15 protein-coding genes are annotated in these 16,135 nt (G+C 71.9%); 2 read left to right on the forward strand and 13 right to left on the reverse strand.

What is annotated here, in order from left to right:
• Positions 1-17 precede the first annotated feature (17 nt).
• From FHX45_RS14860 to FHX45_RS14885, 6 genes are all read right to left on the reverse strand, one after another.
• Positions 18-794 (reverse strand): hypothetical protein, encoded by a 777-nt coding sequence (locus tag FHX45_RS14860; protein WP_167101500.1) that lies wholly within the window; start codon positions 792-794, stop codon positions 18-20.
• A gap of 67 nt (positions 795-861) precedes the next feature.
• Positions 862-2,820, reverse strand: coding sequence for an arabinofuranosyltransferase (locus FHX45_RS14865; RefSeq protein WP_167101503.1), 1,959 nt, complete (start codon positions 2,818-2,820; stop codon positions 862-864).
• Positions 2,817-3,686, reverse strand: a complete 870-nt coding sequence (locus FHX45_RS14870; RefSeq protein ID WP_208407067.1) for a decaprenyl-phosphate phosphoribosyltransferase — start codon at positions 3,684-3,686, stop codon at positions 2,817-2,819. The genes FHX45_RS14865 and FHX45_RS14870 overlap by 4 nt, the downstream gene beginning before the upstream one ends.
• A 208-nt stretch (positions 3,687-3,894) precedes the next feature.
• Entirely contained in the window at positions 3,895-4,419 is a 525-nt protein-coding gene (locus tag FHX45_RS14875) for a phosphatase PAP2 family protein (RefSeq protein ID WP_167101530.1), read from the reverse strand.
• A complete protein-coding gene (glf, locus tag FHX45_RS14880) occupies positions 4,412-5,635 on the reverse strand; it encodes a UDP-galactopyranose mutase (protein WP_167101533.1) in 1,224 nt (407 codons plus the stop codon). The genes FHX45_RS14875 and glf overlap by 8 nt, the downstream gene beginning before the upstream one ends.
• Before the next feature lie 48 nt (positions 5,636-5,683).
• Positions 5,684-6,568, reverse strand: coding sequence for an LLM class flavin-dependent oxidoreductase (locus FHX45_RS14885; RefSeq protein ID WP_167101536.1), 885 nt, complete (start codon positions 6,566-6,568; stop codon positions 5,684-5,686).
• A 63-nt stretch (positions 6,569-6,631) separates the two neighbouring features.
• On the opposite strand from FHX45_RS14885, the gene FHX45_RS14890 reads away from it, so the two are divergent.
• Positions 6,632-7,447, forward strand: a complete 816-nt coding sequence (locus FHX45_RS14890) for an HAD hydrolase family protein (RefSeq protein WP_167101539.1) — start codon at positions 6,632-6,634, stop codon at positions 7,445-7,447.
• On the opposite strand, the gene FHX45_RS14895 is transcribed toward FHX45_RS14890, so the two are convergent.
• Positions 7,444-8,790, reverse strand: coding sequence for a hypothetical protein (locus FHX45_RS14895; protein WP_167101542.1), 1,347 nt, complete (start codon positions 8,788-8,790; stop codon positions 7,444-7,446). The genes FHX45_RS14890 and FHX45_RS14895 overlap by 4 nt on opposite strands.
• Before the next feature lie 101 nt (positions 8,791-8,891).
• On the opposite strand from FHX45_RS14895, the gene FHX45_RS14900 reads away from it, so the two are divergent.
• On the forward strand, positions 8,892-10,736 hold the full coding sequence (locus FHX45_RS14900) for a DUF6541 family protein (RefSeq protein ID WP_167101545.1): 1,845 nt from the start codon (positions 8,892-8,894) through the stop codon (positions 10,734-10,736).
• Here the strand turns inward: FHX45_RS14900 and FHX45_RS14905 are convergent.
• The 6 genes from FHX45_RS14905 to FHX45_RS14930 are packed head-to-tail and all read right to left on the reverse strand — an operon-like array spanning position 10,694 to position 16,135.
• The gene (locus FHX45_RS14905) at positions 10,694-11,587 is read right to left on the reverse strand and encodes a lysylphosphatidylglycerol synthase transmembrane domain-containing protein (RefSeq protein ID WP_167101548.1); all 894 of its coding nucleotides are present in this window, start codon (positions 11,585-11,587) and stop codon (positions 10,694-10,696) included. The genes FHX45_RS14900 and FHX45_RS14905 overlap by 43 nt on opposite strands.
• Before the next feature lie 5 nt (positions 11,588-11,592).
• Positions 11,593-12,801, reverse strand: coding sequence for an acyl-CoA reductase (locus FHX45_RS14910; RefSeq protein ID WP_167101551.1), 1,209 nt, complete (start codon positions 12,799-12,801; stop codon positions 11,593-11,595).
• Positions 12,798-13,805: a LuxE/PaaK family acyltransferase gene (locus FHX45_RS14915; protein ID WP_167101554.1), complete on the reverse strand. Its 1,008-nt coding sequence runs from the start codon at positions 13,803-13,805 to the stop codon at positions 12,798-12,800. The genes FHX45_RS14910 and FHX45_RS14915 overlap by 4 nt, the downstream gene beginning before the upstream one ends.
• Positions 13,802-15,202, reverse strand: a complete 1,401-nt coding sequence (locus FHX45_RS14920; protein WP_167101557.1) for an AMP-binding protein — start codon at positions 15,200-15,202, stop codon at positions 13,802-13,804. Before FHX45_RS14920 ends, FHX45_RS14915 begins: the two co-directional genes overlap by 4 nt.
• The gene (locus FHX45_RS14925; protein ID WP_167101559.1) at positions 15,199-15,906 is read right to left on the reverse strand and encodes an SDR family oxidoreductase; all 708 of its coding nucleotides are present in this window, start codon (positions 15,904-15,906) and stop codon (positions 15,199-15,201) included. Before FHX45_RS14925 ends, FHX45_RS14920 begins: the two co-directional genes overlap by 4 nt.
• Positions 15,899-16,135: an acyl carrier protein gene (locus FHX45_RS14930; protein ID WP_167101561.1), complete on the reverse strand. Its 237-nt coding sequence runs from the start codon at positions 16,133-16,135 to the stop codon at positions 15,899-15,901. Before FHX45_RS14930 ends, FHX45_RS14925 begins: the two co-directional genes overlap by 8 nt.

Consider the following 16,135-nt stretch of genomic DNA (forward strand, 5'->3'; position numbering starts at 1 on the left):
CCGGTTCTGTGGTTGCCTCATCCCGCCAGGCTATCGCGCGACTCCCGCCACTGGTCGAACAGCAGGTCCTTGTGCAGCTCGTGATAGCGCGCCAGGTCGAAGATGTGGACCGTCCTCGCCCAGCGGAGGTTCTCGTCCGGACGGAACCCGTCCGCCTCCGCGCGCTCGAAATCGGTGCCCAGGTAGTAAACCCCGACCGAACCGTCCATGCTGATCCCGGCGACCTCGCAGGAATACCCGAGATACTCGGCGCGCGTGGTCACCGCGGCGACCCGGCCGCCCTCGGTCTCCAGCACCCCCGAGCGCGGCCGGCCGGCGACCACCGCCGCCTGGCCGTTGGGCCAGCCACCGTGCATCGGCACCCCGTCGACCGGCCGCACGAACCGCGCCGCCCGCCAGCGCGTGAAGAGCAGGTCGTTCTGCCGCTCGGCGTAGTCACGCAGATCCCGCATGTCGACGGTCTTGTAGTACTCGTACGAGTTCTCCTGCACGAACCCGTTGATCGTGGCCCATTCCTGGTCCCATTCGGCGTCGAGCACGCGGGCGGTGCCGTTGTCGAACGCGGCGTCCACCATCACGCGGTGGTCCCGGTAGGCGGCGTAGACCTGCACCGAGAAAACGCGTTCACACATCTCCACCGGAACCGCGCCGGCGAGCTCCTGGCGCGGGAACGGGACCGGCCCCGGCGTGGCGGGCGGGAAGTGCACGTAGTTGTCGCCCACCGAGTACGAGACCGGATGGGACACGCCGTCGACCACGGCGAAAGTGCCGGTGCGGTACAGGGGGTAAGTCACGCCGGTGCCCCCTCGAAGTGTCCGACCAACGGGTGTGTGCGGAGCAGTTTACGAGAAGCTCACACAATCAGCTAATCGGTGATGCCGAAGTGTTCACGATCACCGTGAACGGCCCGACATCGCGCCGCTGGAATTCGGGCGACGCGAACAGTTCCGGCGCGAAACCCACCTCGTCCACCCGCAGCGGAACGGCGCGCGGGAACGTGTCCGAGGTGATCGGCGCCAACAATTTTCCGTCGTTACCTCGGCGCAACACGAACACGTTCGGTGCCTCGTGCGGATTCGCCCGCAGCCGGGCGAGCAGGTCCGCGGAGCCGCGGGCCGTGGCCCAGGACCGGATCTCGTCGTTGCGCTGCGCATACGCGCCCAGGGGATTGGCGTAGTGCGGCGTCGTCTGCTGGAAACCCCAGTACGGTTCGAACGACAGCAACCGGTCGTGCGCCGACAACACGATGTTGCCGGTCGGCGGGCGCCCGGTCAGCTGGGCGATCGTGCTCACCAGCTGCGGCGTCCAGTACCCGTCCTGTTTCGGGTCGTGCTCGAAGTTCGCGTTCCAGCCGTCCGGGTAGTAATCGGACTCGGCGGTGTCCACGACGTCCTTGAGCGACGAGCTCACGATCGTCTGGGACACGGACACGGCGCCGAGCACGGCCAGGACGAACGCGACCGTGCGCACCGGGCGGGCGCGGCCGGTCAGCTTCGGCAGCGCGCGCACCAGCTCGGCCAGCGCGAACACCCCGGCCACCGCCAGTACCACGTCGACGGTCACGATGAACCGGAACGACAACAACGTTGTGCGCACCAGCAGGGCGAGGTTCGACAGCGCGAACCACGCGTAGACCAGCGCGGCCAGCACGAGCAGCACGAACGCGACCGGGTCGCGGCGGGCGCGCAGCAGCAACCAGACCAGCCCGGCCAGGCACAGCACGCCGAACGCGTTCACGGATGTGAACGGCATCGGGAAGTACGCGCTGATCTCCGGCAGGAAGTGCGCGGCCACGTTCGGCTTGCCGAGACCGCCGGCGAGGATGAACGGCCCCCAGGTGATCAGGGCGAGCGCCGCGGTGACCGCCCCGATCACCACCAGGCGCAGCAGCAGCCGCCTGAGCACCGGCCCGGCCGGCTCCCCCGCGCGGATGGCCAGCACCAGGGTGATCAGGGCCAGCAGCACCACCGCTGCCACCCCGAACGCCACGTGCAACGTGTAGGTGACCGCGGAGAACCCCAGGTAGACACCGATCAGCACCAGCGTCCAGGCCGGCACCCGGCCGCGGAACCGCAGCACCCGCCAGGCCAGCAGCATGATCGGCGCCAGCCACGCGGTGGTCGGCCACGCGTAGGGCTCCTCGGGCGCGACGGCGACGAACCCGGCCAGCACGGTCGCCACCGACGCGAGCAGCGCCATCCGCCGCCGCACGACGAGGCTCCACAACACGAACGCGACCACCCCGGACACCGCGGCCCAGGTGATCGAATACGGCTTGTAGGCGGCCCAGCCCTCCAGGCCGAGCAGGTTCGCGAACCGGCCACCGAGCCAGAACCAGCCGCCCGGGTAGTAGGCGGCCAGGCCGTGGTAGTTCACGTCCGGCAGCCCCGCCGACGTGGTCAGCCGCTCCATGTACTGGAGGCGGAAGGTGTTGTCCACGCTGGAGCCGCCCAGGAAGAACCGGGTGCCCTGCAGCGGGATCGCCAGCAGCAGGGTGGACAGCGCGGTCAGCGCCGCCCAGCTGCCGCCCAGGCGCACCCACAGCGGCCAGCGGGCCGCGCGGGGGTACACCAGCGCGCCGAACAACAAGACCAGGATCGCCGCGACCGCCAGGTTGACCAGCGCGTCCGGCACGTACGTGCCCGGGTCGATCCGCAGCCGGTTCGCGCCGAACTGGAGCACGAGGCTGAGCACGACCGCGGCCACGATGCCCAGCACGAGCTCGGCCAGGGTGCGCCCGGGTCCGAGCCGGGTGAGCGGCTGGTGCTTCCCGGGTTCGGTCGCCGTGTCTCCGCCGGGCCGGGCCAAGGTGCTCGTCACAGGTAGAACGTGACCCCGAGGGTGGCGACCCACAGCACACCCAGGATCTGCAGGACGCGGTCCTTGAGCACGATTTCGTCCGGCGCGCCGGCGGTGCCGCCGTCCACGTCGACCGCGTACCGCAGCACCGCGATCACGAACGGCACCATCGAGATGACCGGCCACACCGACTGGTCGGCCCTCTCCCGCAGCTCGAACGCCCACAGCGAGTAGGACATGATCAGGATCGCGGCCGCGGTGGCCCACACGAAGCGCAGGTAGCTGGCCGAGTACTTCTTCAGCGACGACCGGATCTTCGCCCCGGTCCGCTCGAACAACATGATCTCGGCGTACCGCTTGCCCGCCACCATGAACAGCGAACCGAACGCCGTGACCAGCAGGAACCACTGCGACAGGGCGATGCCGGCCGCCACGCCACCGGCGATCGAGCGCATCAGGAAGCCCGACCCGACGATCGCCAGGTCGATCACCGGCTGGTGCTTCAGCCCGAAGCAGTAACCCAGCTGGACGGCCTCGTAGACTCCCAGCACGATCGCCAGCTGCGGGCTGGCCAGGAACGACACGGCCAGGCCGACGCCGAAGAGCAGCACCGCCACCACGTACGCGACGGGCACCGGCACGATCCCCGCCGCGATCGGCCGGTTCCGCTTCGTCGGGTGCGCCCGGTCGGCCTCCACGTCGATCGCGTCGTTGACCAGGTAGACCGACGACGCGACCAGGCTGAACGCCACGAAGGCGATGACCGCGTCGAGCAGCACCGTGCCGTTGGTGATCTGAGCCGCGGTGAACGGCGCGACGAAGACCAGGACGTTTTTCGCCCACTGCTTCGGCCGCGCGGTCTTGGCGATGCCGACGACCATGCCCAGCGGGCCGCGCTGCGCCGCCGGAGCGGTCGCGGCCGGCTCGGTGGCCGGCTCCCCCGGCTCCGCAGACTCCCCCGGCTCCGCGGACTCGACGGGCTCCGCAGACTCCGCGGAGTCGCGGGTCTCCGCCGTCTCCGCCTCGGCCGTCTCGCTGGTTTCGTCCACGATCTCGGCTTCCGCGTTGTTCACTGATTTGGTCACGGGTGGTTCCCTACCCCTTTTTGCGGATCTTCCTGCGCAGCAGACCTCCGACCACACCGCCGAGCGCCGCGCCGGCGAGCACGTCGGTCGGGTAGTGGACCCCCAACACGAGCCGGGACGCCAGCATCGGCGGGACGAGCGCGGGAACCAGGTTACGCCCGGTCAATCCCGAGTAGAGCACCGCCGCCGCCGTAGTGGACGTGGCGTGCGAGGAAGGGAAGCTCAACCGGCTCGGCGTGCCGACCAGGACCTCGACGCTCGGGTCCTCCGGGCGGGGGCGCCGGACCACGCGTTTCACCGCGATCGAGGCACCGTGCGCGCCCACCACGCCGGCGGCCGCGAGCAGCCAGTCCTTGCGGCGCTTGCGGTCGACCGCCGCACCGACCAGACCCGCGGCGAACCACCCGATGGCGTGCTCACCGAAGTGGGACAGGCCGCGGGCCGCCTTCACGGTCGCCGGACGCTTGAGCACGCCCTGGACCCTGGCGAGCACCTGGATCTCGGCCGCGGCCTCCGCCGGCTTCTGCTCAAGCATCGATGCTCCCGTCCAGGGGGGCGCCGCTGGTCAGGTGCGGGGCGATCTTGTTGTCGAACACCGACAGCGCCGAACCGATGGCCATGTGCATGTCCAGGTACTTGTAGGTGCCCAGGCGGCCGCCGAAGAGCACGTTGCGCTCGCGGGCCTCGCCCTTGGCCAGCTCGCGGTAGCGCTCGAGCTTGGCCCGGTCGTCCGGGGTGTTGATCGGGTAGTACGGCTCGTCGTCCGCGTCCGCGAACCGCGAGTACTCCCGGACGATGACCGTCTTGTCCTTCGGGTAGTCCCGCTCCGGGTGGAAGTGGCGGAACTCGTGGATCCGGGTGTAGGGGACGTCCTCGTCGTTGTAGTTCATGACGGAGGTGCCTTGGAAATCCCCGGTGGGCACGACCTCCTGCTCGAAGTCCAGCGTGCGCCAGCCCAGACGGCCCTCGGAGTAGCCGAAGTAGTGGTCCAGCGGACCGGTGTAGACGGTCGGCGTGCCGGCCGGGATGTGCTCGCGGACGTCGAAGTAGTCGGTGTCCAGGCGGACGTCGATCAGCTCGTGGTCGGCCATCCGCCGCAGCCACGCGGTGTAGCCGTCGACCGGCAGGCCCTCGTAGGTGTCGTTGAAGTACCGGTTGTCGAAGGTGTAGCGCACCGGCAGCCGGGTGATGTTGGCCGCGGGCAGCTCCTTCGGGTCGGTCTGCCACTGCTTCGCCGTGTAGCCGCGGAAGAACGCCTCGTACAGCGGACGGCCGATCAGCGAGATGGCCTTCTCTTCGAAGTTCTGGGCGTCCTTCGTGTCGATCTCGCTGGCCTGCTCGGCGATCAGCTGACGAGCCTCGTCCGGGCTGTAGGACCGGCCGAAGAACTGGTTGATCAGGGCGAGGTTCATCGGCAGCGGGTAGACCTGGCCCTGGTACTTGCCGAACACCCGGTGCTGGTAGTTCGTGAACTCGGTGAACTGGTTGACGTAGTCCCAGACCCGCTTGTTCGACGTGTGGAACAGGTGCGCACCGTAGCGGTGCACCTCGATCCCGGTCTCCGGCTCGGCCTCGGAGTAGGCGTTGCCCCCCAGGTGGGACCGCCGCTCCAGCACGAGCACCCGCTTGCCGAGCTGGCTGGCCGCGCGCTCGGCGACCGTGAGCCCGAAGAAGCCGGAGCCGACCACGACCAGGTCGTACCCGGCGAAATCGGCTGCGGTGGAGTCAGTGTTGCTCGTGTGCTCGCTCACGGGAAGCGAGGGTACCGACGCTACTCGGGGCGCCCGCACCCACGTTGACTATCGCGCGCCACGCAGGCCCGGCAGCACGTCGGCGACCACTTCTTCGAGCACCGCCTCGCGGCCCGCGTACGGGCCGGACGACCGCGGCCAGTGCACGACGACGTCGGTGAAGCCCAGCTCTGCGGCGCGGCCCGCCGCATCCACGAACGCCTGCTTGCTGACCAGGGAAAACACCGGCGAGGCGTCCAGGGTGAGGTACCGGTGGACCTCGTGGCCGGCACGGCGCGAGTCGGCCAGCGTCTGCTCGAAGCGCTCCGTCAGCCCGGCCACCCCGCGCCACCAGTCGTCGAGCGACTCGGTGTCCGGGCCGGTCGTCACCCAGCCGCCACCATAAGTTGCCGCAATCTTCATCCCGCGCGGTCCGTTCGCCGCGATGAGGAACGGAATCCGCGGCCGTTGCACGCACCCGGGCAGGTTTCGCGCGCCGCGCGCCGTGTAGTACGTGCCCGCGTAGTCGAACCGGTCGGTGGTGAGCAGGCCGTCGAGTGCTTCGACGAACTCGGCGAACCGGTCGGAGCGCCGGCGCGGGGACAGCTCCTCGCCGCCCAGCACGCCCGCGTCGTACCCCAGGCCGCCGGCGCCGATGCCCAGCACGAGCCTGCCGTCGGAGACGTCGTCGAGGCTGATCAGCTCGCGGGCGAACGGCACCGGGTGGCGGAAGTTGGGCGAGGCGACGAACGTGCCGAGCCGGATGGTGGAGGTGACCATCGCCGCGGCGGTCAGCGTGGGCACGGCGGAGAACCACGGGCCGTCCACCAGCGTCCGCCAGCCGAGGTGGTCATAGGTCCAGGCGTGGTCGAAGCCGTACTCCTCGGCCGCCCGCCACTTCGGCTCGGCCGCCCACCACCGGTCGTCGGGAAGAATCACGATGCCTACGCGCACTCGTCCACGCTAGCGGTCAGCACCGACGATTCGGCCGGCCGCACCCCAAGGGACAATGGGGGTGTGGACAAACCCCTGCTGATCGCCTCGGACGTGGACGGCACCCTGCTCGACCCGATGGAACGCATGTCGCCACGCACCGCGGCGGTGCTGCACCGCGCCGGCGAGGCGGGGGTTCCGGTCGTGCTCGCCACCGGCCGCCCGCCGCGCTGGATCCCGGCCGTCGCCGGGCCCGGCGGGCTGACCGGTTACGCCGTCTGCGCCAACGGCGCCGTGCTGTACGACATCGCCGCCGACGAGGTGGTCAGCGTGCACGGCGCGCTGGAGCCGATGCTGCTCACCGACGCGGTCGGCGAGCTGAGCAGGGTGCTGCCGGGGTGCGGGTTCGCCGCGGAACGGGTCGGCAGGCACGCCCTCGACCCCGAGGTGCAGCACCTGGTCATCGAGCACGGCTACCGCAACCCGTGGGGCGACGGCGAGGGCGCGCGGGTGTCGCGGGCCGAGATCGTCGGTCGTCCGGCGGTGAAACTGCTGGTCAGCCACCCGGACATGACCTCGGACGAGATGGCCCGCGTGGCCAGGGCGGTGCTCGACGAGTCGGTGGACATCACGTTCTCGGCGAGCGGCGGGCTGATCGAGATCGCCGCGCACGGCATCACCAAGGCGACCGGGCTGGCCGAGGTCGCGGAGCGGTTCGGGGTACCGGTCGAGCGGATCATCGCGTTCGGCGACATGCCCAACGACGTGGAGATGCTGAAGTGGGCCGGGCACGGCGTGGCGATGGCGAACGCGCACCCGGACGTCCTCGCCGTCGCCGACGAGGTGACGGGCCCGAACAGCGAGGACGGCGTCGCGCAGGTGCTCGAACGCTGGTTCTAGGGGCAGGGCACGTAGGTCAGGTTGCCGTCGCCGGCGAGTTGCGCGAGCAGCCGGGACTCCACGTCGCCGCGCAGGTAGACCGTGAGCCAGCCGAGGCCGGTGCGCTGGAACGTGGCGACCTCGTACCGCTGGGCGTACTGCTCGGCGATGCCGCAGTCCTGCGCCCGCGCGTACCAGGCCAGGGGCGCGGCGAGCACCGGCAGGCCGAAGTGCGCCACCGGCGCGTACTCGTCCGCGGGCCCGGACGCGGTGACACCGGTGATCCGCATCCGCGAGCCCGCGCGGAAGGCCAGTGCAGCGTTGCCCGACGTGTCGATCACCGAGCCCGCCGGGAGCCGGTCACGCAGCCAGTGCCCGATCTCGGTGGTCTGCGCCAGCCGCTCGCGCTCGGCGTGCACGACCTGCTGGACGGCGAAGGCGACCGGCACGCTGACCGCGCACAGCACGAGCGCGACCAGCGGCACGACCCGTCGCTCGGCCAGGCTCCGCCGCGGTCGCGGCGACGGCTGGTTCCGGCGTTCCCCGGCCTTCTCGCACAGCACAGCCACCGCGACCGCGGCCAGGGTGCACAACAGGAACCCGTACGACAGCTGGGCCGACGCCGGCCACTCCGGTCTGGCGCGGCCGTAGTAGGTCGCCTCCCACACCCACCACGGCACGAGGAACACCAGTGCGCCCAGCAGGTACCCGGCGGGGCCCCACCAGCTGGCGCGGCGCCGCACCGCGGTCAGCACCAGCCACAGCTCACCCAGCACCGCGAGGACCGCGCCGTCGGAGCGGGTCATCACGGCCAGCGCGGCGAGCACCCCCGCGACCAGCGGGTGCCCGGCGGCCAGGGCCAGGCACACGGCCAGCACGAGCAGGACGAACAGCGGCGTCTCGGTACCGGCCAGCCCGTGGGCGGCGAGGATGCTCGCGCCGGCCGTCAGCAGCGCCGCGACCACCGCGGCCCCGCGGGCGAACCGCTCCGCCAGCAGGTACGCCAGGACGACGCAGCCGAGGGTCGCGGCGATGCCGAGGACGACCGCCGCGGTCACGATGTCCACACCGAACGCCGCAGCCGGCAGCGTGACCAGCACCAGCCACAGGAAGTTCGGCAGGCCCTGGGTCTGCTCGCCGATCGTGTAGACCGCGCCGTAGCCCTCCGCGATGTTGCGCGCGTAGCGGAAGGTGACGAACGCGTCGTCCGGCACCGTCGCCACGACGATCTGCAGGACCAGGGCGAACACCAGCGCGAGCACCACGATCCAGGCCCGGTGGGCGCGCCCGTTGCCGACCCGCGGCCACACCGCGATCGCGACCCCCGCCAGCGTCAGCCACGCGGCGACCAGGGCACCAGGCACTTCTCACCCTCCGTGACGCCGCTCCACCCTCTCCGTCAGTATCGTTCTCGCGCACGAATTGTTTCGGCCTCGACATTTTTGGCGGTCCCTTGCCCATCCCGATGAGCGCTCCCGGCGCCGCCGCGACGATCGCGGTGTACCTGCTGGTGCTCTTCACGCCCGGCCTGCTGATCGGCGCGCTCGCCGGTGCCCGCGGCTGGCTGCTGGCGGGGCTGGCGCCGCTGCTGACGTATTTCGCCGCCGGGCTGGCCGGGCCGTGGTACGCGCAGCTCGGTGTGCCGTTCAACGTCCCGACCTTCCTGGTGGCCGTGCTGGTGGCGGCCGCGATCGCGTTCCTGGTGGGCCGCCGCCGGGTTGCCGAGCCGGGTGTGTGGGACCGGCGCGGGCACCTCGCGGTCGCGCTGTGCCTGCTGGCGGGCGCGGCGGTCGGCGCGCGCACCGTGCTGAGCGGCATCGGGCGGCTCAACGCCGTGCCACAGGGCTTCGACGCGGTGTACCACGGCAACGGCATCCGCTACATCGCCGAGACCGGCGACGGCAGTCTGACGGGTACCGGGACGGTCAACTGGTACCCGAACGGGTCGTTCTACCCGAACGCCTACCACCTGGTCGGGTCGATCGTGTATCGGCTGACCGGGGCGGAGATCCCGGCGGTGCTCAACGCGAACACGGTGCTGCTGCCCGGGTTGCTGGCGTTGTCGCTGGTCGTGCTGGTGCGGGCGTTCCGGGGCCGGGCGGTGCTGGCCGGGGCGGTCGCGCTGGTGTGCGTGGCGCCGGTGACACTGCTGTACGAGGCCCTCGACTTCGGGCCGCTGCTGCCGTTCCTGCTGGGGATCGCACTGACGCCGCTGGTCGCGGTGGTGCTCGACGGCTACCTGCGGCGCCCCGCGCCGGACAGCGGGTTCCTGCTGGTCGCGGCCGCGGTCGGACTGCTGACCATCCACTCCTCGACGCTGTTCGGCGGGCTGCTGTTCGCGTTGCCGCTGCTGGTGAGCCGGTGGCGGCGGCTGTGGCGGCTGCTGCCGATCGCGGTGGCCGGGCTGCTGCTCGGGTGGCTCCAGCTGTTCGGGGCGATCGGGCTGGCCGCCGGGCCGCTGCCGTACAACGGGTGGCCGACGGCCGCGTCGGCGAACACCGCGGTCGGCATCCTGCTCACGTTCGAGCACGTGGCACCGCATCCGCAGCTGTGGCTGTCGGCGGCGCTGGTGCTCGGGATCGTGCGGTGGCAGCGGCTGGGGTCCCTGCGCTGGGTGGCCGGGACGGCGCTGCTGTTCGGCGTGTTCGCGGTGGCGGTGTTGTCCTCGGGGAACCCGCTGGTCAAGGCGGTGTCGCGGCCGTGGTGGAACGATCCGTACCGGTTCATCGCGATGGCGGCCATCCCGTGCTGCCTGCTGGCCGCGCACGGGCTGGCGGAGATCCAGCGGTGGCTGCGGGACCTGGCCCCGCGCTGGGCCTGGGTGGCCGGAGTGGTCACGCTGGCGGGCTTCGCGGTCGCGACCAACGGCCTGTACTCGACGTCGAACGCCGACGTCGTACGGCCGGCGTACGCCGCGGACGGCGACCTCCCGCTGAACCGGGGTGAGGCGCAGGCGATGCTGGAACTGGGGAAGCTCGCCGGGCCGGGTGACTGGGCCATGAACGACCGGGCCGACGGGACGGCGTGGACCTACGCGCTGAGCGGGGTGCGCCCGGTCGCCGGCCACTTCGACCCGGCCTTACCACCGGCGGACGCCGTGCTGCTGGCCGCCCACTTCCGCGAGTACGAGACGAACCCGCTGGTGCGGGAGGCGGTGCAGCGGCTGCACATCCGGTGGGTGATCCTCGGGCACGGCGGCTACCCGCGCGGCGCCGAACGCCCACCCGGTCTGCGGGACCTGGACGGGCTGCCGTTCCTGACGGTCGCCTACCGCAACGCGGACGCGGTGGTGTACGAGCTGGTGCGCTGACCGGCGACCGCGAGCAGCGCGGTCAGCACGTCGGCCACCGTGAACATCACCCGGGACACCAGGGCGAACGCCAGCGCCTGCCCGGCGGTGAACCCGGCCGTGCCGAGCAGGGCCACCAGCACGGCCTCACGGACACCGGCGCCGCTGGGCAGCAGGAACGCGAAGGTGCCCGCGGTCATGGCGATCGCCATCGCGCCGACGCAGGACGGAAAACCCACGGACGGGGCGAGCAGCCACAGGTGCAGGCCCTGCAGCGACCACGCCAGCACCGAGGCCCCGAACGCCCGGCCGATCGCCGGCAGGCTCAGCGACCGGGGCTGCGGGTCGCGGCGCAGCACGCGCAGCACCAGCCCGGTGCCCCACGCCAGGACGCGCGGGTGCAGCGCCACCAGCCCGATCGGCAGCAGCACCAGCAGCCACCGGGCCGGGCCCGCGACCGGCAGCGCGAACACCGACAGCAGCAGCGCGGCGACCAGCCCGATGCCGAACTGCACGAGCGAACCGGTGAAGATCCGCGCCCGGGACACCCCGGCCTTGCGGCCCAGCTCCATCTGCAGCAGGTACGCCCACACGGACCCCGGCACGTACTTGCCCAGCTGCCCGACCAGGCAGATCCGCGCGCCGCGCCGGTACCCCACCCGGTCGCCGAGGCCGTCGACCACCACCTGCCAGCCGTAGGTCGACACCGCGATGCTCGCGGCCAGCGCGGCGAGGCTCAGCACCGCCGCCGGCCAGGCGATCGAGTGCAGCGTGTGCCAGAACTCCGCCCAGTCGGCGACCAGCACCCGCACCACGAACGCGGCCACGACGGCCAGCGCCACCCAGCGGGCGGCGTCGAGGAGTCGGTTCATCGCGGTCAGACGGTAACAGTGACGATTCTGGTGAATTCGGTGAGGAGATGGTAGCCGTCCCACACCGGCGCGAACTTCAGCGCCGATCCGAACGGCACCAGGCGGTCCACACCGGACAGTTGACGCGCGAAGGCGATCAGCTCCGCCCGGGAAAAACCGAAATGCGTGATCGTCTGATCGCGGCGGACAACTTTCGGTACCAATTCGTCCAGCGTCGAAACGCTCGACTGGGTGAGTACACCCGCGCCCAGCCAATCCCGGATCACCTCCGGTGCCTCCAGCGTGATCAGGGCCGGGCCGTCGAACGCGATGCGCGCGGCCCGCCCGTCCGCCGCCGCGCCATAGGCACCGACCCGGTTCTGCACCGCCATCGCCGGCTCGGGGGCCGCCGCGACCTCGGCCAGCATCGCCCGGAACTCGCCGGCGTGCGAGCCGCCCACCCAGTACACCCCGCGCGGGGAGGCGCACGCCGCCTGGTCGAACCAGAACACGTCGTTGCGGAACCCCTCGACGGCGGCGCGCCGTTCCGCCTGGGACGCCCGGGCCCAGCCGTCGGCGGAAATGATCGCGAACGACGACCGGTCCGGGAACGTCAGGTCACGCGCGTGCGGGGCCAGTTCGAACCGCCGCAGGGCACGCACCGAGGCGTCACCACCCCACAGGACCCGCAGGTCCGCGGCGGCGGACAACGCGGCCGTCACCGCGTCGTCCCGGTCGTAGGTGACGATCCGCTGCGACGCGCGGACCGCGTCGCCCGGCACCCCCGGCTCCCCCGGCAATGCCGCCCGCATCGCGTCCAGCACCGCGTCCGCGGCCCCCGCCGCACGCGGCGACAACCGCACGACGTTCCGGTTGCCGGCGAGCGCGGACAACGCCCACGAGTACACGAAGATCGTGTCCACGTTGGCCGGCGGTACGTGGAACACCAGGCCGCGCGGCAGCCGCAGCTCCTCATCCGCCAGCCGCGCCAGCGCGCGCCGGATCCCGCCGCGGCGCAGGAAGAACCCCAGCGACGCCAGTTCCGGGTACGCACGCGCCACCGCCGGCGCCAGCAGCGCCCGGGCGAACCGGCCGAGGAAGTCCACGACCCGCTCGTCCCCCACCTCCAGCGCGGGAGCCGCGCGCAGCTCGTCCAGCAGCGCGGCGACTTCCACGACGTCGCCGCCGTCGCCGCCGTTGCCGCCCTGGACCGGGCCCGGGAACAGCTGCCTCATGCGGTCGGCACCGCGAAGGTGTCGGAGCAGCCGCGCACCTCGGCCTTGGGCAGCCTGCCCAGCACGGAGAACCGTTTGCCGGGCCGCTCGCCGTCGTCGATGCCGTGGCACACCCCGAGGTCCTCGGTCAGCAGCACGTGCCCGGGGTACGAGCGCGGCAACGTGCTCACGACCTCGATCACGCCGGGAACGCCGACCGGCTGCTCCGCGAACGTCACCGGGTCGCGGATGATCACGTCGGCGAAGTCCGGGCAGTACAGGCCGTCACCGGCGGCGCCCTCCACGAACACCGTGCCGATCTGCTCGACCATGCCGTAGTAGTTGTGGATCCGCCGCAACCCGGTGTCCGCGGCGAAGGCGCGGCGGAAGGTCGCGTTGTCCACCGCCTGGTCGGCGAGCTTCTTCCAGCCGCCGGAGTGCAGCAGGATGCCGTTCGACAGGTCGAACCCGTGCTCGCGCGCCATCCGGTACAGGTACCGCCACACCATGAAGGTGAACCCGAAGATCAGGAACGGTTCGTCCCCGTGGCGCGCCAGGAACCCGCGCACCGCCTCGACGTCCGGTTCGTCGTGCTCGTCGAGGACGTAGACGTGCTTGCGCCCGAAGTTCGCCATGCCGAGCACGCCGGCGCCGCGGGCGGAGAACGTGCGCCGGTCCTGCACCACCCCGGCGGTGTCCACCATCAGCATCGGCAACCGCCGCGGGCCGAGCACCGTTTGCAGCGTCGCGGCCAGGTGCTGGGTCTGCGCGGCCGCCGCCGCCCGGTCGAGGAAGATCCGCGACGGCGCGCCGGTGGTGCCGGAAGAGGTGAGGACCTTGAACACCTCCTCGGCCGGGATGCTCTTCAGCTCGTGCGTCTTGAACAGCCGGACCGGCAGCCACGGCAGGTCCGCCACGGACTCGAACTCCCCGCCCGCGCCCAGCGCGGTGAGGATCCGGTCGTAGGCCGCGCAGCGCGCCCGGTGGTGGGCGGTGAGCGCGGTCAGCTCGGCGAGCAGGTTCATACCTCGTCCGCCAGCGCCTGGTAGTCGATCTTCCCGCTGGCCAGCAGCGGGATCGTGTCGATGGGCCGCACGTCGAAGCCGGACGCGTGCAGGTGCAGCCGTTCCGCCAGCGCCCGGGAGGCGGCCTTGCCGGTGTCCGCGGTGATGCCCTCGGCGAACAGCACGACCTTGTCACCGGCCGGGACCGCGGCCACGATGTCGATGCCCAGCCCGGTCGCGCGCGTGGCCTGCTCGAGGTCGTCCAGGCTGATCCGGTTGCCGAACACCTTGCCGATCCGCTTGAGCCGTCCGGTGACGAACAGGAACCCCTCCTCGTCGAGGTAGCCGAGGTCGCCGGTGGGCAGCACGCCGCCGCACTCGTCGCCCAGCGCGAGCTGCCCGGCCGTCGACGCGTAGCCCATCATCACGTTCGGCCCGTGGTAGACGATCTCGCCGGTGATCTTGGGGTGGGTGGTGTCGCCGCCGTCGGGGCGGCGGATCGCGAACCGCCCACCGGGCAGCGCCGGACCGACCGAGCCGATCTTCTCGGCGAGCCGCTCCGACGGCATGATCGCCATCCGCGGTGCGGCCTCGGTCTGGCCGTACATCACGAACAACCGGCCGCCCGCCGAGCGCATGAGCGTGTCGAACTCGGCGATCAGCTCGGGCCGCATGCGCCCGCCGGCCTGGGTGAGCGTGTGCACCCCGGGGTTGGCGGTGGGGTCGAACTTCAGGCGCCGCAGCACCTCGTAGTGGTAGGGCACGCCGGCGACCGACGTGCACTCGTGCGCGGTGACGGCGTCCCAGAAGCCGCGGCCGAGGATGCCGTCCCGTTCGACGACCACGGTCGCGCCGCTGACCAGGTGCGAGTTGAGCACCGACAGCCCGTAGCTGTAGTGCAGCGGCAGCGTGGTGGGCGCCACCTCGCGCTCGTCGATGCCGAGCACGCCGGCGATGGCGTGCGCGTTGGTCAGGACAGCCTCGCGGGACAACCGGACGAGCTTCGGGTTGCCGGTCGAGCCGCTGGTGGGCAGCAGCACGGCGAGGTCGGGGTGCGGGCGGATGCCGTCGGGGTCCCGGCGGAGCCAGTGCCCGCCGCCCGCGGCCCGGTATCCGTCCGGGGGCCCGGCCGCGGGCGCGCCGAGCACCGCGGCCGGGCGGAACCGCTCGATCAGGCCGGTCAGCACCGGCACGTCCAGCGCGGGGTCGATGAGCGCGACCGCGCGGGACGCCGCCATGGCCGCGAGGTAGGTGAGCACGCTGGGCAGGTCCACGCCGGTGCGGGCGAACAGCACGCCGTCGGGCAGGGCGGCGAGTTCAGCGGCGCGCCGCTCGACCTCAGCCGTCAGCGCGGCGCCGCCGAGAACGGTGCCGGTTGCCGCGTCGACGAGCCGGGCGCCGGGGGCCGGCAGGGTCACCGCACCATCCCCCCGTCGACGCCGAGCACCTGGCCGGTGACGTAGGACGCCTCGTCGCCGGCGAGGAAGACGATCGCGTTCGCGACCTCCTCGGCGCGGCCGCGCCGTCCCAGCGCGGTGTCCGGATCGGGGATCCCGGCCGTCATCTCGGTGTCGATCACGCCGGGGGCGACCGCGTTGACGCGGATGCCGAAGCGGCCGAGTTCCTTGGCCGCGCTCTTCGCGATGTTCGCGACTGCGGCCTTCGACGCCGCGTACGCGGTCTGGCCGGCGGCTCCGCGTTCGCCGACGACGGAGGCCAGCACGACGATGGACCCGGAGCGAGCACGGGTCATCGCGCGCGCCGCGGCCTGCACGGTGTGGATCGTGCCGGCGACGTTGGTGGACAGGACCGCGTCGACGTCACCCACCATGCCCAGCACGCCCTCGGCGTAGATCCCGGCGTTGGCGACGACCACGTCCAGCCGGCCGTGTTCCTTCGCCGCAGCCCGCACGACCGAGGCGACGGCCCTGGCGTCGGTGACGTCCAGTGCGACCCCGGTGACCGGCCCGGGCACCGACGCGGCGACCTCTTTGGCCCGGGCCTCGTCGCGGCCGGTGAGCACCACCGCGGCGCCCGCACCGGCGAGCGCGCGCACCGTGGCCAGGCCGATGCCGCGGGTCCCGCCGGTGACCAGCGCGACCCGGCCACGCAGGTCAGGCACGCGCCAGCTCCGCCACCATCTTGTGCGCGACCTGGAAGCTGCTCAGGTCGATGACCTGGTCGGTCTCCAGTTCGATGTCGAACTCGTCCTCGATGGCGGCGACCAGGCTCATGTGTCCGACCGAGTCCCACGCGTCGATGCCGCGGTAGGTCAGCGCCGCCACGTCGACGTCGTCGCCGAGGTCGAGCGCCTCGGTGAAGACCTTGCGCAGCCGGGTCTCGATGTCCAC

The sequence above is a fragment of the Amycolatopsis granulosa genome, assembly GCF_011758745.1.
Taxonomy (GTDB): Bacteria; Actinomycetota; Actinomycetes; order Mycobacteriales; family Pseudonocardiaceae; genus Amycolatopsis_E; species Amycolatopsis_E granulosa.

Bases quoted from the DNA above. Each gene is read 5' to 3' on its own strand.
- FHX45_RS14905 (WP_167101548.1), bottom strand. From the start codon at position 11,587: ATGAACCGACTCCTCGACGCCGCCCGCTGGGTGGCGCTGGCCGTCGTG.
- FHX45_RS14900 (WP_167101545.1), top strand. From the start codon at position 8,892: ATGAGCGCTCCCGGCGCCGCCGCGACGATCGCGGTGTACCTGCTGGTG.
- FHX45_RS14875 (WP_167101530.1), bottom strand. From the start codon at position 4,419: ATGCTTGAGCAGAAGCCGGCGGAGGCCGCGGCCGAGATCCAGGTGCTC.
- FHX45_RS14915 (WP_167101554.1), bottom strand. From the start codon at position 13,805: ATGAACCTGCTCGCCGAGCTGACCGCGCTCACCGCCCACCACCGGGCG.
- FHX45_RS14910 (WP_167101551.1), bottom strand. From the start codon at position 12,801: ATGAGGCAGCTGTTCCCGGGCCCGGTCCAGGGCGGCAACGGCGGCGAC.